The following is a 16161-nucleotide window of genomic DNA, read 5'->3' on the forward strand; positions in this document are numbered from 1 at the left end:
TCCGTCTTTCATCGCGACGGGGTGTTTATGGTGTTGTCGCGGCAATCATCCTCATGAACTTCCTGCCGACCTTGGCTTGTTTAAGACAACAGTATTAGAGGCAATGCATGCAAACGATTCGCTGGGGCATGATCGGCTGCGGTGATGTTACCGAGGTGAAAAGCGGGCCCGGGCTTTACAAGGCTGCGCATTCCGTCCTGCTGGGCGTGACGAACAGAACGCTAGCCAAGGCCGAGTCATATGCATTGCGCCATGGTGTGTCCAGAGTCTATCCGGATGCGGCTGCTCTGCTGGCGGATCCCGAGATTGATGCGGTGTATATTGCCACGCCGCCGGCCGAACATAAGGCGCTGACCCTGCGCGCCGCCGCCGCCGGCAAACACGTGTACGTGGAAAAGCCGATGGCGATGAACTACGACGAATGCAAGGAAATGATGGCGGCCTGCCAAGCTGCCGGTGTTCGGCTCTATGTGGCGTTCTACCGCCGCGCCATGCCGCGTTTCCTGCAGGTGAAAGACTGGATCGACCAGGGCGCCATCGGCACTGTGTGTACAGTGAGCATTCTGCAGCGTCAGAAACCGGCGCCCGAAGAACTGTCGCCGGAGACGTTGCCCTGGCGTTTGCGGGCCGATGTGGCCGGGGGCGGAAAATTTTTGGATATGGGCGTGCATGTGCTCGATATGCTCGCGTTCTGGTTCGGCCCGGTCAGCGAAGTACATGGCCAGGCCGGCAACCGTGGCGGTGTTTACGCTGTTGAAGACACCGTCACCGCGACCTGGCGCCATGCCAATGGCGTCACTGGCGTGGGTAGCTGGTGTTATGTGGGCCACGATAATGCCGATCGCGTGGAGATCACCGGCACGCAAGGCCGCATCGAATTCGAATTTTTTGCCGATTCACCGCTACGCCTGGTCACCTTGGCAGGGGTGAAGGAAACCCTTGTCGCCAATCCCACCCATGTGCAGCAACCGTTTATCCAGAGTATTGTCGACGATCTGAATGGCATAAGCGTTTGCCCGGGCGATACGCAAGCCGCGGCGCAAACCAGCGCCGTCGCCGATAGTATCCTGGATTCGTTTCGCCGGAAATCAGACTGATTGTCCGCCGGACCCCTTCGTTAAACCACGGGAGGAGACATGCCTGTCCCGACCGGGTACTTTGTCAACAAGCGCGAAGGAGACATCCCTGTCTCCTTGGAACGGCTCATTCCATTGAGCATTCCCTAGAACTGCACCAGGCCGATAACATCCCACCATACCGGGCCGACCAGGGCGAAAATGCCGGTGAATATCACACTGAACAATAGCCCGAGCAGCCAGAATGGTTTGAGCGGAATATAGCCGGAATCAAAGAAAATGGGGGCTGAGCCGTTGCCATAATGGGTGAGACCGCTCATGAAGTTGCCGGCAAACCCCAGGCTGATGGCCGCCAGCATAGGCGGCGTACCCAGTGCGAGCAGAAGGGGCAGAAATGCCGGAACCATAGCCGCCGTGTGCGCGGTGGAACTGGCAAAGAAATAGTGCGCATACATATAGCTCAATATCACCAAAACGAACGCTGCCTGCCATCCCATGCCGCCCAGAGACGCGGACAGGTGCTGCGTCATCCAGGGAATGAATCCCATGGAGTTCAGGTATTTGGCCATCATTACCAGGGCGGAAAACCATACCAGTGTGTTCCATGCGCCTTTCTCGGCGGCAAGGTCTCCCCAGGTTAACACCCGGGTAAGAAGCATGACGACGAGACCGGTCATGGCGGCTATCGTGGCATCGATATGGAACAGCTTGGCGCCAAGGGTCCACAGAAAAATCAGACCGATGAATACGCCAAGCATGATGTATTCGTCCCGTTTGACCGCCCCCAGCTCGGCGAGTTTTTGCTTTGCTATGGTAACGGCTTCAGGACTTTTTTTAATTTCAGGCGGCCAGACAAGCATGAGCACCAGGGGCAAAACCCCCAGACAGACGAGGCCGGGCACGATTGCCGCCATGAACCAGGTGCCCCAGTCAAGATGGATGCCGTGGTTCACGGCAACATTAGCGACGATGGGATTGAATGCGGCCGCCGTCAGGAACATCGCGGATACCACCAGGTTTCCCTGGAAAGCGTTCGCCATGATGAACGACCCGAGGCGCCTTTCCGTACCCTTGGCCGGATCGCTGTCATACGCCAGGGAGATGGATTGCTGCAATGGAAACAGGATACCCCCAAGGCGGGCGGTGTTGGAAGGCACCACCGGGGCGATGACGAGGTTGGTCAATGATGTTGCATAGGCGAGTCCAAGGGTGGTTTTTCCCACCTTGCTCATGAACAGGTAGGCAATACGCTGCCCCAGGCCGGTTTTACTGAAGGCCCGTGAAATAAAGAATGCCGTAACAATAAGCCAGATGGTGGGATCGCCAAAGGAGATCAAGGCCTGTTCCGCTTTGAGGGTGCCTGTCAGACCGCACATGACAATGCCTGTAAACGCAACGACGACCATGGGGTACGGCTTGATGATGAATCCGAGGATGGTTGAGAGAAAGATTGCAAATAGCTGCCAGGCTTTGGGGGCCAGACCTTCCGGCGCTGGGGAGTAATATATGGCGAGGAAAATGACTACCCAAAGGATGCGTTGCCAATTGGCGCCGAGAAAGTTTTTTTCCGTCTTTCCGACGATAGGAATAATCGCTTGCATGATATCTCCTAATAAACGCCGTCGGAAGTCTTCGCGACTTTCGACGAATGGCGTAAATAATAGTTATTGAGAACCTGTCGTTTTTATCCTTGCATCAACAACCCTGATTATTGCCGGCGAGAATACCTGCCGCCCTGTCAGGATTGAACACGCCGCACATGCAAATGCCGCCCATCTTGTTCGCTGCTTCTTCCGCCGTCATCCTTCCCTGGTCCACATCATGTTCAAGCGCCCGCACATACTTGGCCGGTATGCGTTGATGACCGCACATGGTGGTGATGGACAGGGTTTTGGGGTCGGTCAGCCTGGAGGTATTGCCAAACACGCCCAGAGACATGTTGGCATAGCAGGGCGTCACCCCGGCCTCTTTACAAATGCGGACAAGCTCGGTGATCACTCCGGAAAGAAGGATGGACTGGTTCAGCTCTTTCTTCTTTAAAATCCGAAGAAATTTTACCGCCGCCCTTGGGTTGGAAAACACGCCGCGCAGGCGCGAATTCTTTTGCAGCCTGGCTTTTATCTCCGCGGCGGGCATGGTGAGAATGGTGCCGATCTTGGTGTCGCCCCAGTTGGCAACGTCACCGCTTTCTTCCACCGCCCGAAGGAGGTGCCTGGCGGTTTCGGGAAAATTGTCGTCGTTCAGGCCCTTGGTGGAGTAAGCCAGCCAGCAGATTTCTTCACCTTGCGACTCGGGCGTTCCGGCTCTGTATAATGTGTGAGTCATATCATCATTCCTAAAATATATTATATTGCCATTGGATACAGTCACTGCATCACAATGGGGGAAGCCTTGATAAATCGGGCGAGTACGGTTTACCTAACCCGACGTTGATTTTGGAACGCACCGGGCGGGGAATTCCCAGGTCATCAAAGCAACTCAGCACCTCTTCATTTTCGATATTCTCGTCCACAGGGAGAATAAGGCCCGGACAGAGCACAGTATCAATGTCTGTTGATACCTCCTTTAGCGCCTTGAGGATGTCGGGGAGCTTGCTCTTATGGAAATCACCTTCGGTGAGAAGACTGTGCATGTGCACATCAAGACAGTCCGGGCGAAATTTCCCGGTCGTGCGGTCGGGAATGATGGTTGCAAGAGGAAAATCGCCCTCGGCAAACTCCATGCCCGCGGCCATTAACGCCGTAATGATTTTTTCTGCGTCACGAAGATACAAGCCGACGCCAGGCCTGCCCATATCCAGGCAGATGCTGAAATAGTCGGGTTTGAGAGTGGGTTTCACATCCAGGGTTTTTATTTCTCTTCCCCCCCGGCCTGCGTTGCCGCCGGTGACGCTGGATCCTCTGGGGTCGCCAAAAGTCTGCTGAAAAATCTGCAGGTCAGTCAAATCGGTTGTGGGATGAATAGCTCCGAAAGGGCAGCTATTTTCACAGCAGCCGCAAAGTGTGCACTGTTTGGGATCTACTTTACATTTACCGTCGAGGTAGTCGATCGCATCATCAGGACAAAAGAGCAGACAGGTTTTACAACCCGTACAGAGAGATTGATCAATAAAGCTCATGATATTTACCATATCCTTTAACATGTGAGGGTAGGTTGACCCATGTTCAAATAAACATTAGGCATATCCTGTGCCAAACAATGTGAAAGAAATTATTTCGGCGAATAAGCTAATAATCCTCGGCTTTATAAATCAACGAGCTGCAAGAAAATAATTCATTTGTCTCATGCTAAAAACGCCGGGGAAAATAAATCAAAGTTTGTTCCATGCAACATAATAAATAACCACTAAGGGGTATAACTGTTTCAAACGCATAAGACTGTTTCATGGCGCGAATTTATAGGGTTAGCAGCAGTGCGCATGATAATGATAATGATAAGGAGTCTCCTTAATGAGCGGTATTACTTTAATAGCAGCCGACAGGAATTCATTTTCTCTTGGACACAAATTAAGTATGCAATTATTTCCCGAGATTCTCGTGGTCCGGGGCGTATTGGGAGAAGGCGTGGCGGCGGCAGCGAATCAGATACGGCAGGGAACGGAGATCCTCATTAGCAGAGGGGCCACTTCCCAGGCAATCAGGGCTGCATTTCCCGCTCTGATTCATGTGACCATCCAGCGCACAGCCTTCGACTATATTTCCGCGCTTAACCTCGCTCAAAGCGTTGGCAGCCCCATCGCCGCCATCGCCCTCCCGCATCTCGTTGATGGATTGACGGCCACCGCGCGAATTCTGAATCTGCATCTGCGTTTGTACCCCATCTTCAAAGAAGAGGAGGTGGAGCCCATTATATTGCGAGCCATTAACGAAGGGGCCTCTGTTGTTGTCGGCAGTTCATCAACCGGCATCGCCGCGGCGCGATTGAAAGTGCCCTACGTTGTTGTGCAAAGCGGCGAAGAAAGTATTATCGCCGCCATGAACGAGGCGCAGCGCATTTATGAGACGATGCGCATAAACCGGGCGGAAAGTTCCCTCCTCCATGCTGCGGTGGATGCCGCTGATAACGGTATCGTTGCCATAGACAGAATGGGAAGAATCGTCGCGTACAACCTGATGGCTGAACGAATCATGGGGGTCGGCATCAGCGACGCCCTCAGTAAACCTTACTCAAAGCTGTGGCCGAAATTCGATTTTAAAATGGCGATAAGGAATGACTCGACTCCACTGTACCTTTCGCCCGACGGGTCGTCCGAGGTTGCAGGCACCGCAAGGCCTGTGAAGAGCCATGAAGAAACGGTAGGCGTCGTGGTGAGTTTTCAGGAGAAGGGCCACCAGCATAATCTGGCTTCACCCGGCAAAAAAACGACTGGAACCGGGCACATCGCCCGTGCGCAGTTCGAGGATATCCAGGGTTCGAGTCCGGCCATGCAAAGGACCGTCGCCCTGGCAAAACGCTACGCGCAGACAGATAGCACCGTATTTATCGTCGGTGAAACCGGCACCGGAAAGGAATTGTTCGCCCAAAGTATCCATAACTTTAGCCAGCGGGCCAAGAAATCCTTCGTCGCGGTGAATTGTTCAGCGCTCCCCGGTTCACTGCTGGAAAGCGAGCTTTTCGGCTATGTCCCCGGCGCCTTCACCGGCGCCAGCAGCAAGGGTAAGGCGGGGCTGTTCGAGCAGGCGGATGGCGGCACGATTTTCCTGGATGAGATCACGGAAATAGAACCGCATATCCAGACAAAATTGTTGCGCGTGCTCCAGGAAAAGCAGGTTATGCGCCTTGGTAGTGATGCCATCACCCCTTTTGACGTGCGCATCATCGCGGCGAGCAATGAGGATATACCCCATTTGCTTGATGCCGGCAAGTTTCGCTCGGATCTCTATTACCGGCTCAGCGTCCTGATGCTGAACTTACCGCCGCTGCGGGAAAGACAGGAAGATATCCCTCTTTTGTGCCGCTATTTTCTCAAATTACATACCCCTAAAACGGCCCTCGCGCCAAGCTTCACGCCGGGAGCCCTGCGCCAACTCTGCGAATGGCCGTGGCGTGGCAATATTCGAGAAATGCAGAACGTTATGATCCGTGTCGCCACCACGGTGAGCGAGCACCTGGTGGAGAAGGAGACCATACGGGATTTGCTGGAAGGGACCCTGTGTCTGGGGACGGATCCTGATTTTTCCCAAGGGAGGGAAGAAAGTATCCGGCAGGCGCTCGCCAAGGCCGGGGGCAAAAAAGGCAAGGCCGCCGCCACCCTGGGCATGAGCCGTACCACCCTCTGGCGGAAAATGCGGGAAATAGAGATGTAGGCCGAAGACTCCCGGCTGACCGTGCCGCCGGTTTCGTAATACAAATTAGGCAGATAGCTGAAAGATGGGTCGAATGCCTTATATCCCGGCAGGTGCGGCGCAAGCAGGAAGGTTTCGAAAAACCAGGCGGTATCAATCCAGGAAGGCATGAAAGCACGGTAAAATAGCCCCCCAGAACATGGCGTCGGTCCGGTGGGCGGCTCTGTTCAGCGGACGAGCGCGTTTGACCGTTGGCGGATGTTCTTGACGGTCAGCCAGGTAGCCGAAATGAGGAAGTACAGCGCACCGAAGCCCGCGTAGGGCGCAACGATGGACACATCCAGCGGGATGCCGCTGGCAGCCTGCTTAAACATGAAGGCACCGGCTAGCGCGGACTGCGCGCCGCTTAAGATCATTGCCCACTGGCCCCCTGACGTCTTCCAGCGGCGAACGGCGGCGGCCAGTTGCAGCAAGCCGGAGAAGATAGCCCATATGCCGAACACCTTGATCGTGGCCTCCATACTCACTGTCAGCGCCCAGCCGATAGCAATGGCGACGACGATGCTGACGATGAAGTTGAATTTTTGCGGCGGGTTGGATCCGAGGCCGCCGTTTTTACCGGCATCAAGGTAATTGGCGAATGCGTCCCAGGCCGGATACAGGACCAGCAAGGTCGCCCCGATGGCCGGGTTGTGCTTGCCGATGAGGACCGCGAGTATAATCCAGGCAACTGAAACGCCTGCCCGCAAAAAATAGTAGATCTGGAGCCACTGGTTCTGTGAGCTATCAGGGGTAGAGTTGGCACTTTTCATGACAGTTCTCCAAAAGGTTTGGTCAGTCGCTAAAAACTACCTAACGACAGGTAGTTTGTCAACCCGCGACTTTGTAAATTACGGCACCGGTGATTCCGTTACGCTCCGGTTGAAGCTGATTTGGCCGATATTGGAAGCTAACCCATTAGAGGATCTGCGGGCGCGACGCTACTTGCATAGACATGTGGGAATAGGCATACGGGTCAGCATCAATTTTTATGATTGCTCTTGACATTAAAACTACCTTCTAGTAGGTTTTCTTGCCCACTGGCCGACTTCAGCCAATCACTTTCTCTTGATATTGGTCTTATGCCATGACTACCGAGCGCGCGCACAAAGCAAACGAAATCATTTCTTATACCAGACAATTACTGACATCCGGTGGCTACCGCAGTTTCAGCTTTGCTGATATCTCAGAAAAGGTAAATATCCGTAAAGCAAGTATTTATCATCATTTTACCAGTAAGGCCGAGCTGGTCAGTACTGTCGTTGCCCAGTATCGGGAAGAGGCGCAAGCGGGAATGCAGATGCTTAACCGTAAGATCAATGACCCGGTGGCTGAACTGCAGGCATATGCGGATTACTGGTCTACCTGTATCAGGGATGGCTCTTCACCGTTTTGTATTTGTGCCATGCTGGCCGCTGAGCTACCCACGCTGCCGCCTGAAGTGGCCGCTGAAGTTTCCGGACATTTCACCGATCTTTCCCAGTGGCTGACCGGGTTGCTCAGCAGGGGAGAAAACAAAAACGTCTTTAAACTTCGCGGCACGCCATCCGCTGAGGCTAATCTGTTAATGGCGACGGTGCATGGCGCAATGCTGGCGGCACGCGCCTTTGATGACGTTGAGATTTTTCAGCAAATTGTGCAGCCATCAATCAATAATATCATTCTTACCGCCTGATAATTTGGATCGGTATTTGGGCGGAGCGCAAACCAAAGCCATGTGAGAGTGCCGCTCTTCGATGCTGCTTTGGTTCATTGCGATGGGGCAAATACAGTCAGTGCCGCTTATTAAATCGATACACTAATCCCATCGCTGTGAGAAGGAGCAAAATCGGCGGCGTAAGCGTCGTTAATCGGACGTTGAGGGAAAATAACAATCCCAGGTTAACGATGATTTGATAGCTGACGTACGTGAGCAGCCCAACAATGACGCCAACGGCTAAACGGCTGCCTAAACCTGGCGCGCGGGGGACGCTAAAGGTAAATGGGATTGAAAGTAAAATCATGGCCAGAATTAAAATCGGCCGTCCCAGTTTTTGCCATAATGCGAGCTTAAACTCGATATTGGGCTGATCGGTACTTTTCAGGTAGCGAATATAATGATTGAGCTGCTTAATGGAAAAACTGTCACTGGGCATAGTGAGCTCTTTCAGGCTCATATTGGTGAATATGGATTGCCAAAGCAAATTATCCTGCTTTCCTGCGGTTTCTTTTCCATTTGCCCAACTCTTTTGATTAACGCCATGCAGCGCCCACATTCCATTATCAAGAATAGAGGCTTTTTCCGCATAAATATAAGACTCCAGAGAAAGGTCCGGCTTGTAGTGAAATATCTCGACGCCTATGGGTTGATTATGTTCATCCAAGGTCTTTACCGTAACAAATTCATTGTTGTGCCTGGCCCACAGAATATTCCCGGTGTTGATATTATCAGCAATATTACCGGCCTGAGCAACGGCGATTTCCTTAAGTTGTACTGCGCGTTGCTGCAGGGGAGAAGCAACCCACTCGTCGAGCACGCCTAATGACACGGTTAAAATCAAACCTGAATATAAAATGACCACGGAAATTCTCAAGATGGAAAGGCCACTGATGCGCATCGCCGTCAATTCTTGAGTTTTCGAGAGCTGTCCAAGCCCCACGATACCGCCCAGTAGCGCAATAAAAGGACCCAAATCGATTAGGTATCTGGGAATTTTCATTAATACAACCACAAGGGCCTGGGTCCAACGGTATCCGTTGGCGCTTACGTCATCAAGCTCATTGATAAAGTCAAAAGTTGTAAATAGCGGAATCAATAATGCGGCAGCGGCTAGAAAACCGATAAAGACGTTAAAGATGATATAACGACTGAAAATATTCATCGAAATAATTTCTGCATTAATGAGTATTCACGGGCTATCAAAATCAATACCCCAATCGACATGAGCAAGGAGACCAGCCATATCCCGGGAATGACCGGAAGGGTACTGTTGGCAACCAGCGTGCGGCAGATGTTGCCGCCATAAAAAATGACGGTAAATAATACAGCCAGGGGAAGTAGCGTCGCAAAGCGGCCTTGCCGTGGTTTGGTGCGGCTTAAGGAGGTCGCCAGCAGCGCCATTAAAACAGCATTTATCCCTCGGCTTTCCCGCCACTGCAGTTCTGCGATATCGGCAGGATCGGTGGAGCGTGATAACTCCGCTGTTGATGCCGACTTACTCTTGGCATCAATACTCTGCTTAAGGGGTTTGAGATGCAGTGCCAGATTATTATAAATCTGCTCGGTGTCTTCCGTGCCTTTATGATCCAGCTGGTAAGCCGTACCTGAGTGCAGCATCACCGAGGGAGTGGTGGGCGATGAATCTATAACCTCCAGCGAGCGGACTCTGTATACGGAGGTTTTGTTGGCGGAGGGAGTATAAATCAGCGCATCGGACAGGCGGTTGGACGCCGGGTCGATATGCTCGGCCAAGATCATTCTGCCGTTATCATTGATATTAAACTTTTTCGGTCGCAAATGACCGACATCCAGTTCGGACTGTGATTGCTGTTTTAATTGATAAATTTGTGCATAGGCCCAAGGCCTGCCGTACATAGAAAGCACCGTTACCAGCATGCCCAGGGGAATAGCCAGGATCAGAACGGATTTATGCAGTCGCAAAGGACTTGAGCCGGTGGCGAAAATTGCGGTTATTTCAGAATCGTTATAAAGCTGGCCAAGAGCAATGGCGACTGAAACATAAAGACCAACCGGTAGCAGCATTTCCAATGCAATCAATACCTTATAGAAGACAATATCGACTACGGCCTGCAAGGCTATTATACCGTTAGCCGCATCAGTCAGGTAGCGTTGGGCTGAATAACTGGCAAAAATGAAGATGAGAAAACCCACGATGATCATCACTAACCGGCGGGTCTCGTCCATGATGTAGCGCTCAATCAAGTACATATATTACCAACACCCCACATTACCCATTAAGCATAAAGAATATCTGTTAAATTGTATTAGTCGCGACGCGCTCTGACATAATCCCTTGAAAATAGCTCGTAACCGGTTTTGATAAGGTGTCGAATCCTTAAGCTAAACACAAAAGTCAGCTCTCACGCTTCATACTAACAATCCCATCATCAAACACAAAGCCGCTTTGAGTCCGGCTCTATCAGATCTTGTAACACGTGGTGACATTCTAACCCGCAGGGACGGCTTAACGGGTTCATGTTCTTAGGCTTTTCAATGCTATCCAGGATCAAAAGCCTTTAGGTTGGCCTGGATTTGGTTTATTCTGTCACACTGCAGAGTTATCGATAACTGAGTACGGCTTCGCTAATATGGCTGGTTTTTTACCATGAAGTATTGGTTTTCCGACGGTGCATTTCGCACTATTATACGCAACTCCGCCTATTTGGGCTCCGGTAATGTGGCCAGTGCCTTACTTGGCTTACTTGCGCTTTCTTGCGCGGGTAAAGGCATGTCACCCGAGATGTTCGGGGTTCTCATCGTCATTCAATCGTATACCAAAGCGATCAGTGACTTTGTCAAGTTCCAAACGTGGCAATTTGTGGTGCAATTTGGCACGCCGGCATTGGCGAATAAAAATCCCCGGCGATTCCGCGATGTGATTTCATTTTCGTTCGGCTTGGATATTGCAAGCGGAGCCGTTGCAGTGATTGGCGGGATGCTGCTGCTGCCGCTGCTTTCTAAATCTTTAGGGCTCAATGCGGAAAGCTTCTGGCTCGCAGTGCTTTATTGCACCTTAATTCCTTCCATGACATCGTCTACCCCCACCGGCATTCTACGGGCGGTCGACCGTTTTGATTTGATTGCTGTCCAGCAGGCAGCCAAGCCCTTATTAATTGCGGTGGGAAGCGTCATCGCTTTTTTCTGTCATTTAGGTTTTGCGGGTTTTATCGTCACCTGGTATGTCTCCAACTTAATTGGCGGAACGATGTTTTGGTGGTTTGCCGCCCGTGAATTGCGCCGCTTGAATATCCATGGCGCTTTACGGCCGAGCTTATTTGAGGCGGCGCGTGGCATAAAGGGCGCCTGGAACTTTGTATGGACAACAAACATTGCACATTCTATTTGGGCAGCCCGCAATTCGTGCAGTACAGTGTTAGTGGGTATTATCTTGGGGCCGGCGGCGGCAGGGCTGTTCAAGATTGCAATGACATTTTTTGATGCGACAGGAACGCCGGCCAAATTGCTGGAGAAGAGTTTTTATCCCGAGATTATGCGCTTAGACCCACGTACCAAAAGACCGTGGTTACTGGGGCTTAAATCAGCAGTCCTGGCCGGTGGCATCGGTATACTTGTTGCTCTGGTGGTAGTGGTGGTGGGAAAACCGTTAATTTCGGTTGTGTTTGGCTATAAATATCTGCAAGCCTACGATTTGATTCAAATTATGCTGAGCGCCATTGTCGTGTCCATGGTGGGCTTTCCTCAAGAGTCCTTATTGTTTATGGCGGGTAAACAGCGGGCGTCCTTAATAGCGCAGGCCCTTGCTTCAGCTTTATATATCCTGCTTTTAGTGCTGCTGTCTCATGCTTTTGGCGTGCGAGGTTCGGCGTTTGCCTATTTTGCGGGCCAGTGTCTGGATGTACTGTTTTCTCTAATACCGACTTTATGGGTTTACCGTCACCGCAATTTACTGGGGTTTAGCATACCCATAGAGAGTACCAAGTAATGCCTAGCGACAAATGGAAAAAATTCGCTCCTGAAACGGTGCAGTTAATATTCACTGCGGTGGAAGAAGATGACATCGTTAATGAACAGACCAGCCTACCGCAATCTATTGATTTGCAATGCTCCCAAGAAAATATCCGGAATTATTACGCATTGTGTCTGCAGTTTTGGCAGGAAGGCTTTACCCGCTTGGAGCTACAGGGCTTAGTGCATAAGGTATTAAAAGGCGGTGAATTATCAGCGACTGAGCGAATGCAATACAAATATATTCGCTCGCGTTATAAGCATTTACGCTTTGCGCAGCGGCTTTATAGTAAAAAGCATGAATCCAGCCTTTTTTTTCGCCAAACCACCGTAGTGCTTGGGCACTTTCAGGATGCTTTTCGTAACGGGAATAAAGATGCTATTAGATTTTACGGCAATATTTTACGTATTTATCTAAGCCTACCGGTTTGGATACGGGTGCATTATGCTTTACGTCATACCCGTTTGGACAGTGAGAATGGGTTTATTGTGTATCGCCAGGAGCAAATGCGAGCGCTGCGGGCGCTAATAGCTAAGCCGCAGCTGACAGGAAGGGAATTCCACAGCGTGCGCAAATTCATCAGTCAGCAAGTGTCATATTATGACACGTTGAGATCTATTGACCCGAGCAACCAGGATGCCTACAAAATTTCCAGATTTTTAGCGAATATTAATGGATTAATGGGCGACCGGCATGATGAGATGGTGGCGGATAAGCTGGCGGGACGAAAGGCATATGACGAACCCGCTCTGTTGGATATCAATATCCGCCAGCGTTTGGAGTTATTCCTCGCACGTTATCCAATGTAAGTTTGTCAGCCGGTCAATGGATCGCACGTTATCCAATGTAAGTTTGCCAGCCGGTCAATGGACGCCGGGATTTCTATTTATCAAGCAATGTGTGCACTAGGGCGATCACCTGATGCACCTCCTCAGGCGTCAGGGCACCGTCTTTTGCCCACTGAACGCGTCCTTCTTTATCCAACACCACAATTGCCGAACTCTCTTCATCCAACTGCCAGGCTTTGCGGGCCAGGCCATTGCTGTCGATGATAAATTGCGCCCATGGATAGCGCTTTTTATTTTTCTCGATTTTGCCGCTCACGAACAGGCCGGTGCCTGGAATAGCATCGTCGGCGTTGACGATGGTGGTGGGCTGAAAGCGGTCATTGGGAAACTTCGCGTCCTCAATGGCTTGAATTAGCATCGAATTCTTCTTTTTTGCGGCGGTGCGCCCGGCGATGTGCTGCATTACGCGAACTTTTCCCTTCAGCTGAGAGCTGTTCCAGTTTTTATAGCTGAACGTATCATTATCCAGAACCAATTCTCCTCGGTCCGTAATGTCTACCGGCGCGACAGGTTGTCCGTTGACAAAGTTATGCGCAAAGGCCATCAAGGGGAACAGGAGAAGGGGAAAGGTCATTAATTTTCGTAACGTCATGATTTTTCCTGTTTTTTGCAGGCGATTTTATGATGAGGGGTGATAACTATCCTGTCACGGGAGGCCAGGTCAAGGTGGTTAAGTTCATTTGCGAGCTTTGCTGCTCATGGTTGGCCCATGAGCAGTATAGATACCGCTTTGCGCGGTATCATTGTTTGAGTTCAGCAAAGGCCTGAATAATTGTGTCGATTTGCTCTTCGCTGTGCGCCGCATTGACGCTGCAGCGCAGCAGAGTGATGCCTGCCGGCGCCGCCGGCGGCAGCACGAGGTTTACATAAACACCCTTTGCTATCAGGTCGCGCCACAGACGCAGCCCCACTTCTTTGGAGCCAATCATGACAGGAACTACCGGGCTGATGCGTGGGCCCAGCTCGTAGCCGAGCTTGGCAAGACCATGATAAAGCCTATGCGCATTGCTCCAAAGTTTTTCGCGTAGCTCCGGGTGTTGCGCAATGGTTTTTAACGAGGAGCGCACAGAGGCGATGCTTGACGGCGATGGTGAAGCGGTGAAAATGTAAGGGCGGCTGCAATAGCGCAGAACGTCCATCGCTTTAGAGCCGACGGCAAAACCGCCGATTGAGGCCAGGCTCTTGCTAAAAGTGCCTAATACGATATCAACATCCTGCTCAACGCCCAGCTCTTGAGCAAGGCCTCGTCCGCCGGCGCCCATGACGCCGAAGGAATGAGCTTCATCTACCAATAAATAGCCGCCAAGGCGCCGTTTGATGTCGACAATTTCCACCAGCGGAGCAACATCCCCCAGCATGCTATAAATACCTTCAACGATAATTATCGCATCTCGCGCACGCTCGCCAAGACGCACCATGCGGCGCTCCAGATCCTGGGCATCATTGTGGCGGAAACGAATAATTTGCGCGCCTCCCAGGGCACAAGCGTCGTAGATACTTGCGTGGCAGTCCGCGTCTATTAATACGACGGCGCTAGGGTCGGCAAGCGTGCTGATGACGCCTAGGTTAGCGGTATAGCCGGTAGAGAATACGATGGCGGTAGGCCGGTCAAAAAAAGCAGCTAACTCATGCTCTAAGGTCAGGTGCGAGCCATAACTACCGTTAGCCATGCGTGACCCGGTGGTCCCGGTGCCCTGGGCTGCCAATGCAGCTTGGCCGTCCGCAATGGCTTGGGCATTGAAGGTCAGGCCCAGGTAGTTATTTGTGCCCGCCAGAACTATTTTCTGTTTGCCAATGCGTCCCTCAGTTGCTGAGTAGATCTCATCAATACAAATACCAAAGGGATTCAGGCCGGATGTTTGGAATTGCTCTCGTTCGCCGGCAAGACGTGCAAATTTATCATAAAGGCCCATCGATGTTCTCCATATGTGGGAGTAGGGCGTCCAACAACTGCTCAGGTGTTCTAACGTTCAACAAGATATTTATCGGGATTGAAATATCCAATTTGTCTTCTAACATCATCAAGAGGGTCATCACTTTTATGGACTCCAGACCAAGGTCATTGACGAGATCGCTGTCTGGCTTTATCTCTTGATCGCCTTCGACCATACCCTGTAAGCACTCAACGATATAATCCATCATAACTTCACGATTTAGCATAGAATTTTGACCTACCTATATCAAGATAATCAAAATAGTCCTTCACGCAGGGCGCGTTCCAAACCAATTTTTGGAATCCAGTTAATATATTCTGACAAGCTTTTATTGCTTGCAGACCAGTCTTGATGTGTTAATTCGCGGATTTTATTGTGGGTTAGCATCGGTTCTTTTCTAGCTAAACGGTTCGATAGCATGCTTACCTCGGCAATCAGTTTGAGCAAAGGTAAAGGAATTCCGATTAACCGCACTGGACCATTACGCACCGCAGCGCCTATTTCCTGTAGGCGCTGCCAGCTATAACCACCGGTAATGCCGTCGCAGAGTTCAAAGGGATGTGCTTGCGGTTGCTCCACCATTAACCATTGGCTAACGGCTTGCGCTAAATCGCTCACATGCAGGAACGATAGCTGTGCTTCCGGCGCACCAAGTCGAAGCAGTACTCCGCGTAATAGCCAGCTAAATAAAGGTTTTAATTCTTTATCGCCCGGCCCATAAACCGCCGTCGGGCGAAAAATACCCAAAGAAATAGTCGAGGCCATGGTTATTAATTGCTGTTCGGCAACATATTTTGAATTCGCATACCAAGACAGTTCGGGATGGCGGGCGGCAAGCGAAGACATGAACAAGAAACGCTTGCAACTGCCGCTTTCCTTGGCCGCCTGCATGAGGCTTAAGCTGCCTGTCACATTACAGCTGGTAAAGGTTTCTTCCGTGTGCCCGCGAACTTGACCTGCGCAATGCACGACATGGTCAGCGCCGCTAACCAGTTCTGCGAGAGAATGTTGATCTTCCAGTGCGCCTTGAACCCAAGTGAAATGGTCGTTAGTCGACGCCTTACGTGCGGTTCTGGTTAAAGCCCGCACGGTAAAGCCGTGGGAGAGCAGAGTTTCGGCAATGTGCTTACCAATAAAACCTGTCACGCCTGTAACTGCAACCGTTCTTGTCATTGCGCAAAACCTGCTGACCCTATCTGTGAGCTCATTACTCTCCTAAAGTAACGTTTCTTACCTTGTTGGTTGAGTCTTTACGTGCGGTTCTGGCTAAGTCCCGCACTGTAAAAAACCGT

15 protein-coding genes are annotated in these 16161 nt (G+C 51.3%); 5 read left to right on the plus strand and 10 right to left on the minus strand.

Annotated features, from left to right (window positions below; translation table 11 throughout):
* Positions 1-128: 128 nt before the first annotated feature.
* Entirely contained in the window at positions 129-1097 is a 969-nt protein-coding gene (locus tag ACL2XO_RS12325) for a Gfo/Idh/MocA family protein (RefSeq protein WP_413743056.1), read from the plus strand.
* Between the two features lie 125 nt (positions 1098-1222).
* Here ACL2XO_RS12325 and ACL2XO_RS12330 read toward each other — a convergent pair whose 3' ends face one another.
* From ACL2XO_RS12330 to ACL2XO_RS12340, 3 genes are all read right to left on the minus strand, one after another.
* Positions 1223-2677, minus strand: a complete 1455-nt coding sequence (locus ACL2XO_RS12330) for an anion permease (protein ID WP_413742832.1) — start codon at positions 2675-2677, stop codon at positions 1223-1225.
* Positions 2678-2771: 94 nt separating this feature from the next.
* Positions 2772-3401: a hypothetical protein gene (locus ACL2XO_RS12335; RefSeq protein WP_132922147.1), complete on the minus strand. Its 630-nt coding sequence runs from the start codon at positions 3399-3401 to the stop codon at positions 2772-2774.
* Positions 3402-3450: 49 nt separating this feature from the next.
* Positions 3451-4194 carry an indolepyruvate ferredoxin oxidoreductase subunit alpha gene (locus ACL2XO_RS12340; protein ID WP_413742833.1) on the minus strand — a complete coding sequence of 248 codons (744 nt, stop codon included), beginning with the start codon at positions 4192-4194 and terminating at the stop codon, positions 3451-3453.
* A gap of 394 nt (positions 4195-4588) precedes the next feature.
* Here ACL2XO_RS12340 and ACL2XO_RS12345 point away from each other — a divergent pair, with 394 nt between their 5' ends.
* Positions 4589-6382 (plus strand): sigma 54-interacting transcriptional regulator, encoded by a 1794-nt coding sequence (locus ACL2XO_RS12345; protein WP_413742834.1) that lies wholly within the window; start codon positions 4589-4591, stop codon positions 6380-6382.
* Between the two features lie 206 nt (positions 6383-6588).
* On the opposite strand, the gene ACL2XO_RS12350 is transcribed toward ACL2XO_RS12345, so the two are convergent.
* Positions 6589-7173 (minus strand): DUF308 domain-containing protein, encoded by a 585-nt coding sequence (locus ACL2XO_RS12350; protein ID WP_413742835.1) that lies wholly within the window; start codon positions 7171-7173, stop codon positions 6589-6591.
* Between the two features lie 314 nt (positions 7174-7487).
* On the opposite strand from ACL2XO_RS12350, the gene ACL2XO_RS12355 reads away from it, so the two are divergent.
* Positions 7488-8075, plus strand: a complete 588-nt coding sequence (locus tag ACL2XO_RS12355; protein WP_413742836.1) for a TetR/AcrR family transcriptional regulator — start codon at positions 7488-7490, stop codon at positions 8073-8075.
* 97 nt (positions 8076-8172) lie between these two features.
* On the opposite strand, the gene lptG is transcribed toward ACL2XO_RS12355, so the two are convergent.
* Positions 8173-9261 carry an LPS export ABC transporter permease LptG gene (gene lptG, locus ACL2XO_RS12360; RefSeq protein WP_413724107.1) on the minus strand — a complete coding sequence of 363 codons (1089 nt, stop codon included), beginning with the start codon at positions 9259-9261 and terminating at the stop codon, positions 8173-8175.
* Complete coding sequence (gene lptF / locus ACL2XO_RS12365) at positions 9258-10328, minus strand: LPS export ABC transporter permease LptF (RefSeq protein WP_132922141.1); 1071 nt, start codon at positions 10326-10328, stop codon at positions 9258-9260. Before lptF ends, lptG begins: the two co-directional genes overlap by 4 nt.
* A gap of 397 nt (positions 10329-10725) precedes the next feature.
* Between lptF and ACL2XO_RS12370 the strand changes: the two genes are divergently transcribed.
* On the plus strand, positions 10726-12063 hold the full coding sequence (locus ACL2XO_RS12370; protein WP_413724108.1) for a lipopolysaccharide biosynthesis protein: 1338 nt from the start codon (positions 10726-10728) through the stop codon (positions 12061-12063).
* On the plus strand, positions 12063-12896 hold the full coding sequence (locus tag ACL2XO_RS12375) for a hypothetical protein (RefSeq protein ID WP_413724109.1): 834 nt from the start codon (positions 12063-12065) through the stop codon (positions 12894-12896). Before ACL2XO_RS12370 ends, ACL2XO_RS12375 begins: the two co-directional genes overlap by 1 nt.
* Positions 12897-12969: 73 nt before the next feature.
* Here the strand turns inward: ACL2XO_RS12375 and ACL2XO_RS12380 are convergent, their stop codons facing one another.
* From ACL2XO_RS12380 to ACL2XO_RS12395, 4 genes are all read right to left on the minus strand, one after another.
* Complete coding sequence (locus ACL2XO_RS12380; RefSeq protein ID WP_413742837.1) at positions 12970-13527, minus strand: YtfJ family protein; 558 nt, start codon at positions 13525-13527, stop codon at positions 12970-12972.
* 148 nt (positions 13528-13675) lie between these two features.
* A complete protein-coding gene (spt, locus tag ACL2XO_RS12385) occupies positions 13676-14848 on the minus strand; it encodes a serine palmitoyltransferase (RefSeq protein ID WP_413742838.1) in 1173 nt (390 codons plus the stop codon).
* Positions 14835-15095, minus strand: coding sequence for an acyl carrier protein (locus ACL2XO_RS12390; protein WP_132922136.1), 261 nt, complete (start codon positions 15093-15095; stop codon positions 14835-14837). The genes spt and ACL2XO_RS12390 overlap by 14 nt, the downstream gene beginning before the upstream one ends.
* A 29-nt stretch (positions 15096-15124) precedes the next feature.
* Complete coding sequence (locus ACL2XO_RS12395) at positions 15125-16042, minus strand: NAD-dependent epimerase/dehydratase family protein (RefSeq protein WP_132922135.1); 918 nt, start codon at positions 16040-16042, stop codon at positions 15125-15127.
* Positions 16043-16161: the final 119 nt, after the last annotated feature.

The sequence above is a fragment of the Sodalis sp. RH15 genome (assembly GCF_047324255.1).
In the GTDB taxonomy this organism is placed as follows: Bacteria; Pseudomonadota; Gammaproteobacteria; order Enterobacterales; family Enterobacteriaceae; genus Acerihabitans; species Acerihabitans ligni.

Bases quoted from the DNA above. Each gene is read 5' to 3' on its own strand.
- ACL2XO_RS12325 (WP_413743056.1), top strand. From the start codon at position 129: ATGATCGGCTGCGGTGATGTTACCGAGGTGAAAAGCGGGCCCGGGCTT.
- ACL2XO_RS12330 (WP_413742832.1), bottom strand. From the start codon at position 2,677: ATGCAAGCGATTATTCCTATCGTCGGAAAGACGGAAAAAAACTTTCTC.
- ACL2XO_RS12335 (WP_132922147.1), bottom strand. From the start codon at position 3,401: ATGACTCACACATTATACAGAGCCGGAACGCCCGAGTCGCAAGGTGAA.
- ACL2XO_RS12340 (WP_413742833.1), bottom strand. From the start codon at position 4,194: ATGAGCTTTATTGATCAATCTCTCTGTACGGGTTGTAAAACCTGTCTG.
- ACL2XO_RS12345 (WP_413742834.1), top strand. From the start codon at position 4,589: ATGCAATTATTTCCCGAGATTCTCGTGGTCCGGGGCGTATTGGGAGAA.
- ACL2XO_RS12350 (WP_413742835.1), bottom strand. From the start codon at position 7,173: ATGAAAAGTGCCAACTCTACCCCTGATAGCTCACAGAACCAGTGGCTC.
- ACL2XO_RS12355 (WP_413742836.1), top strand. From the start codon at position 7,488: ATGACTACCGAGCGCGCGCACAAAGCAAACGAAATCATTTCTTATACC.
- lptG (WP_413724107.1), bottom strand. From the start codon at position 9,261: ATGAATATTTTCAGTCGTTATATCATCTTTAACGTCTTTATCGGTTTT.
- lptF (WP_132922141.1), bottom strand. From the start codon at position 10,328: ATGTACTTGATTGAGCGCTACATCATGGACGAGACCCGCCGGTTAGTG.
- ACL2XO_RS12370 (WP_413724108.1), top strand. From the start codon at position 10,726: ATGAAGTATTGGTTTTCCGACGGTGCATTTCGCACTATTATACGCAAC.
- ACL2XO_RS12375 (WP_413724109.1), top strand. From the start codon at position 12,063: ATGCCTAGCGACAAATGGAAAAAATTCGCTCCTGAAACGGTGCAGTTA.
- ACL2XO_RS12380 (WP_413742837.1), bottom strand. From the start codon at position 13,527: ATGACGTTACGAAAATTAATGACCTTTCCCCTTCTCCTGTTCCCCTTG.
- spt (WP_413742838.1), bottom strand. From the start codon at position 14,848: ATGGGCCTTTATGATAAATTTGCACGTCTTGCCGGCGAACGAGAGCAA.
- ACL2XO_RS12390 (WP_132922136.1), bottom strand. From the start codon at position 15,095: ATGCTAAATCGTGAAGTTATGATGGATTATATCGTTGAGTGCTTACAG.
- ACL2XO_RS12395 (WP_132922135.1), bottom strand. From the start codon at position 16,042: ATGACAAGAACGGTTGCAGTTACAGGCGTGACAGGTTTTATTGGTAAG.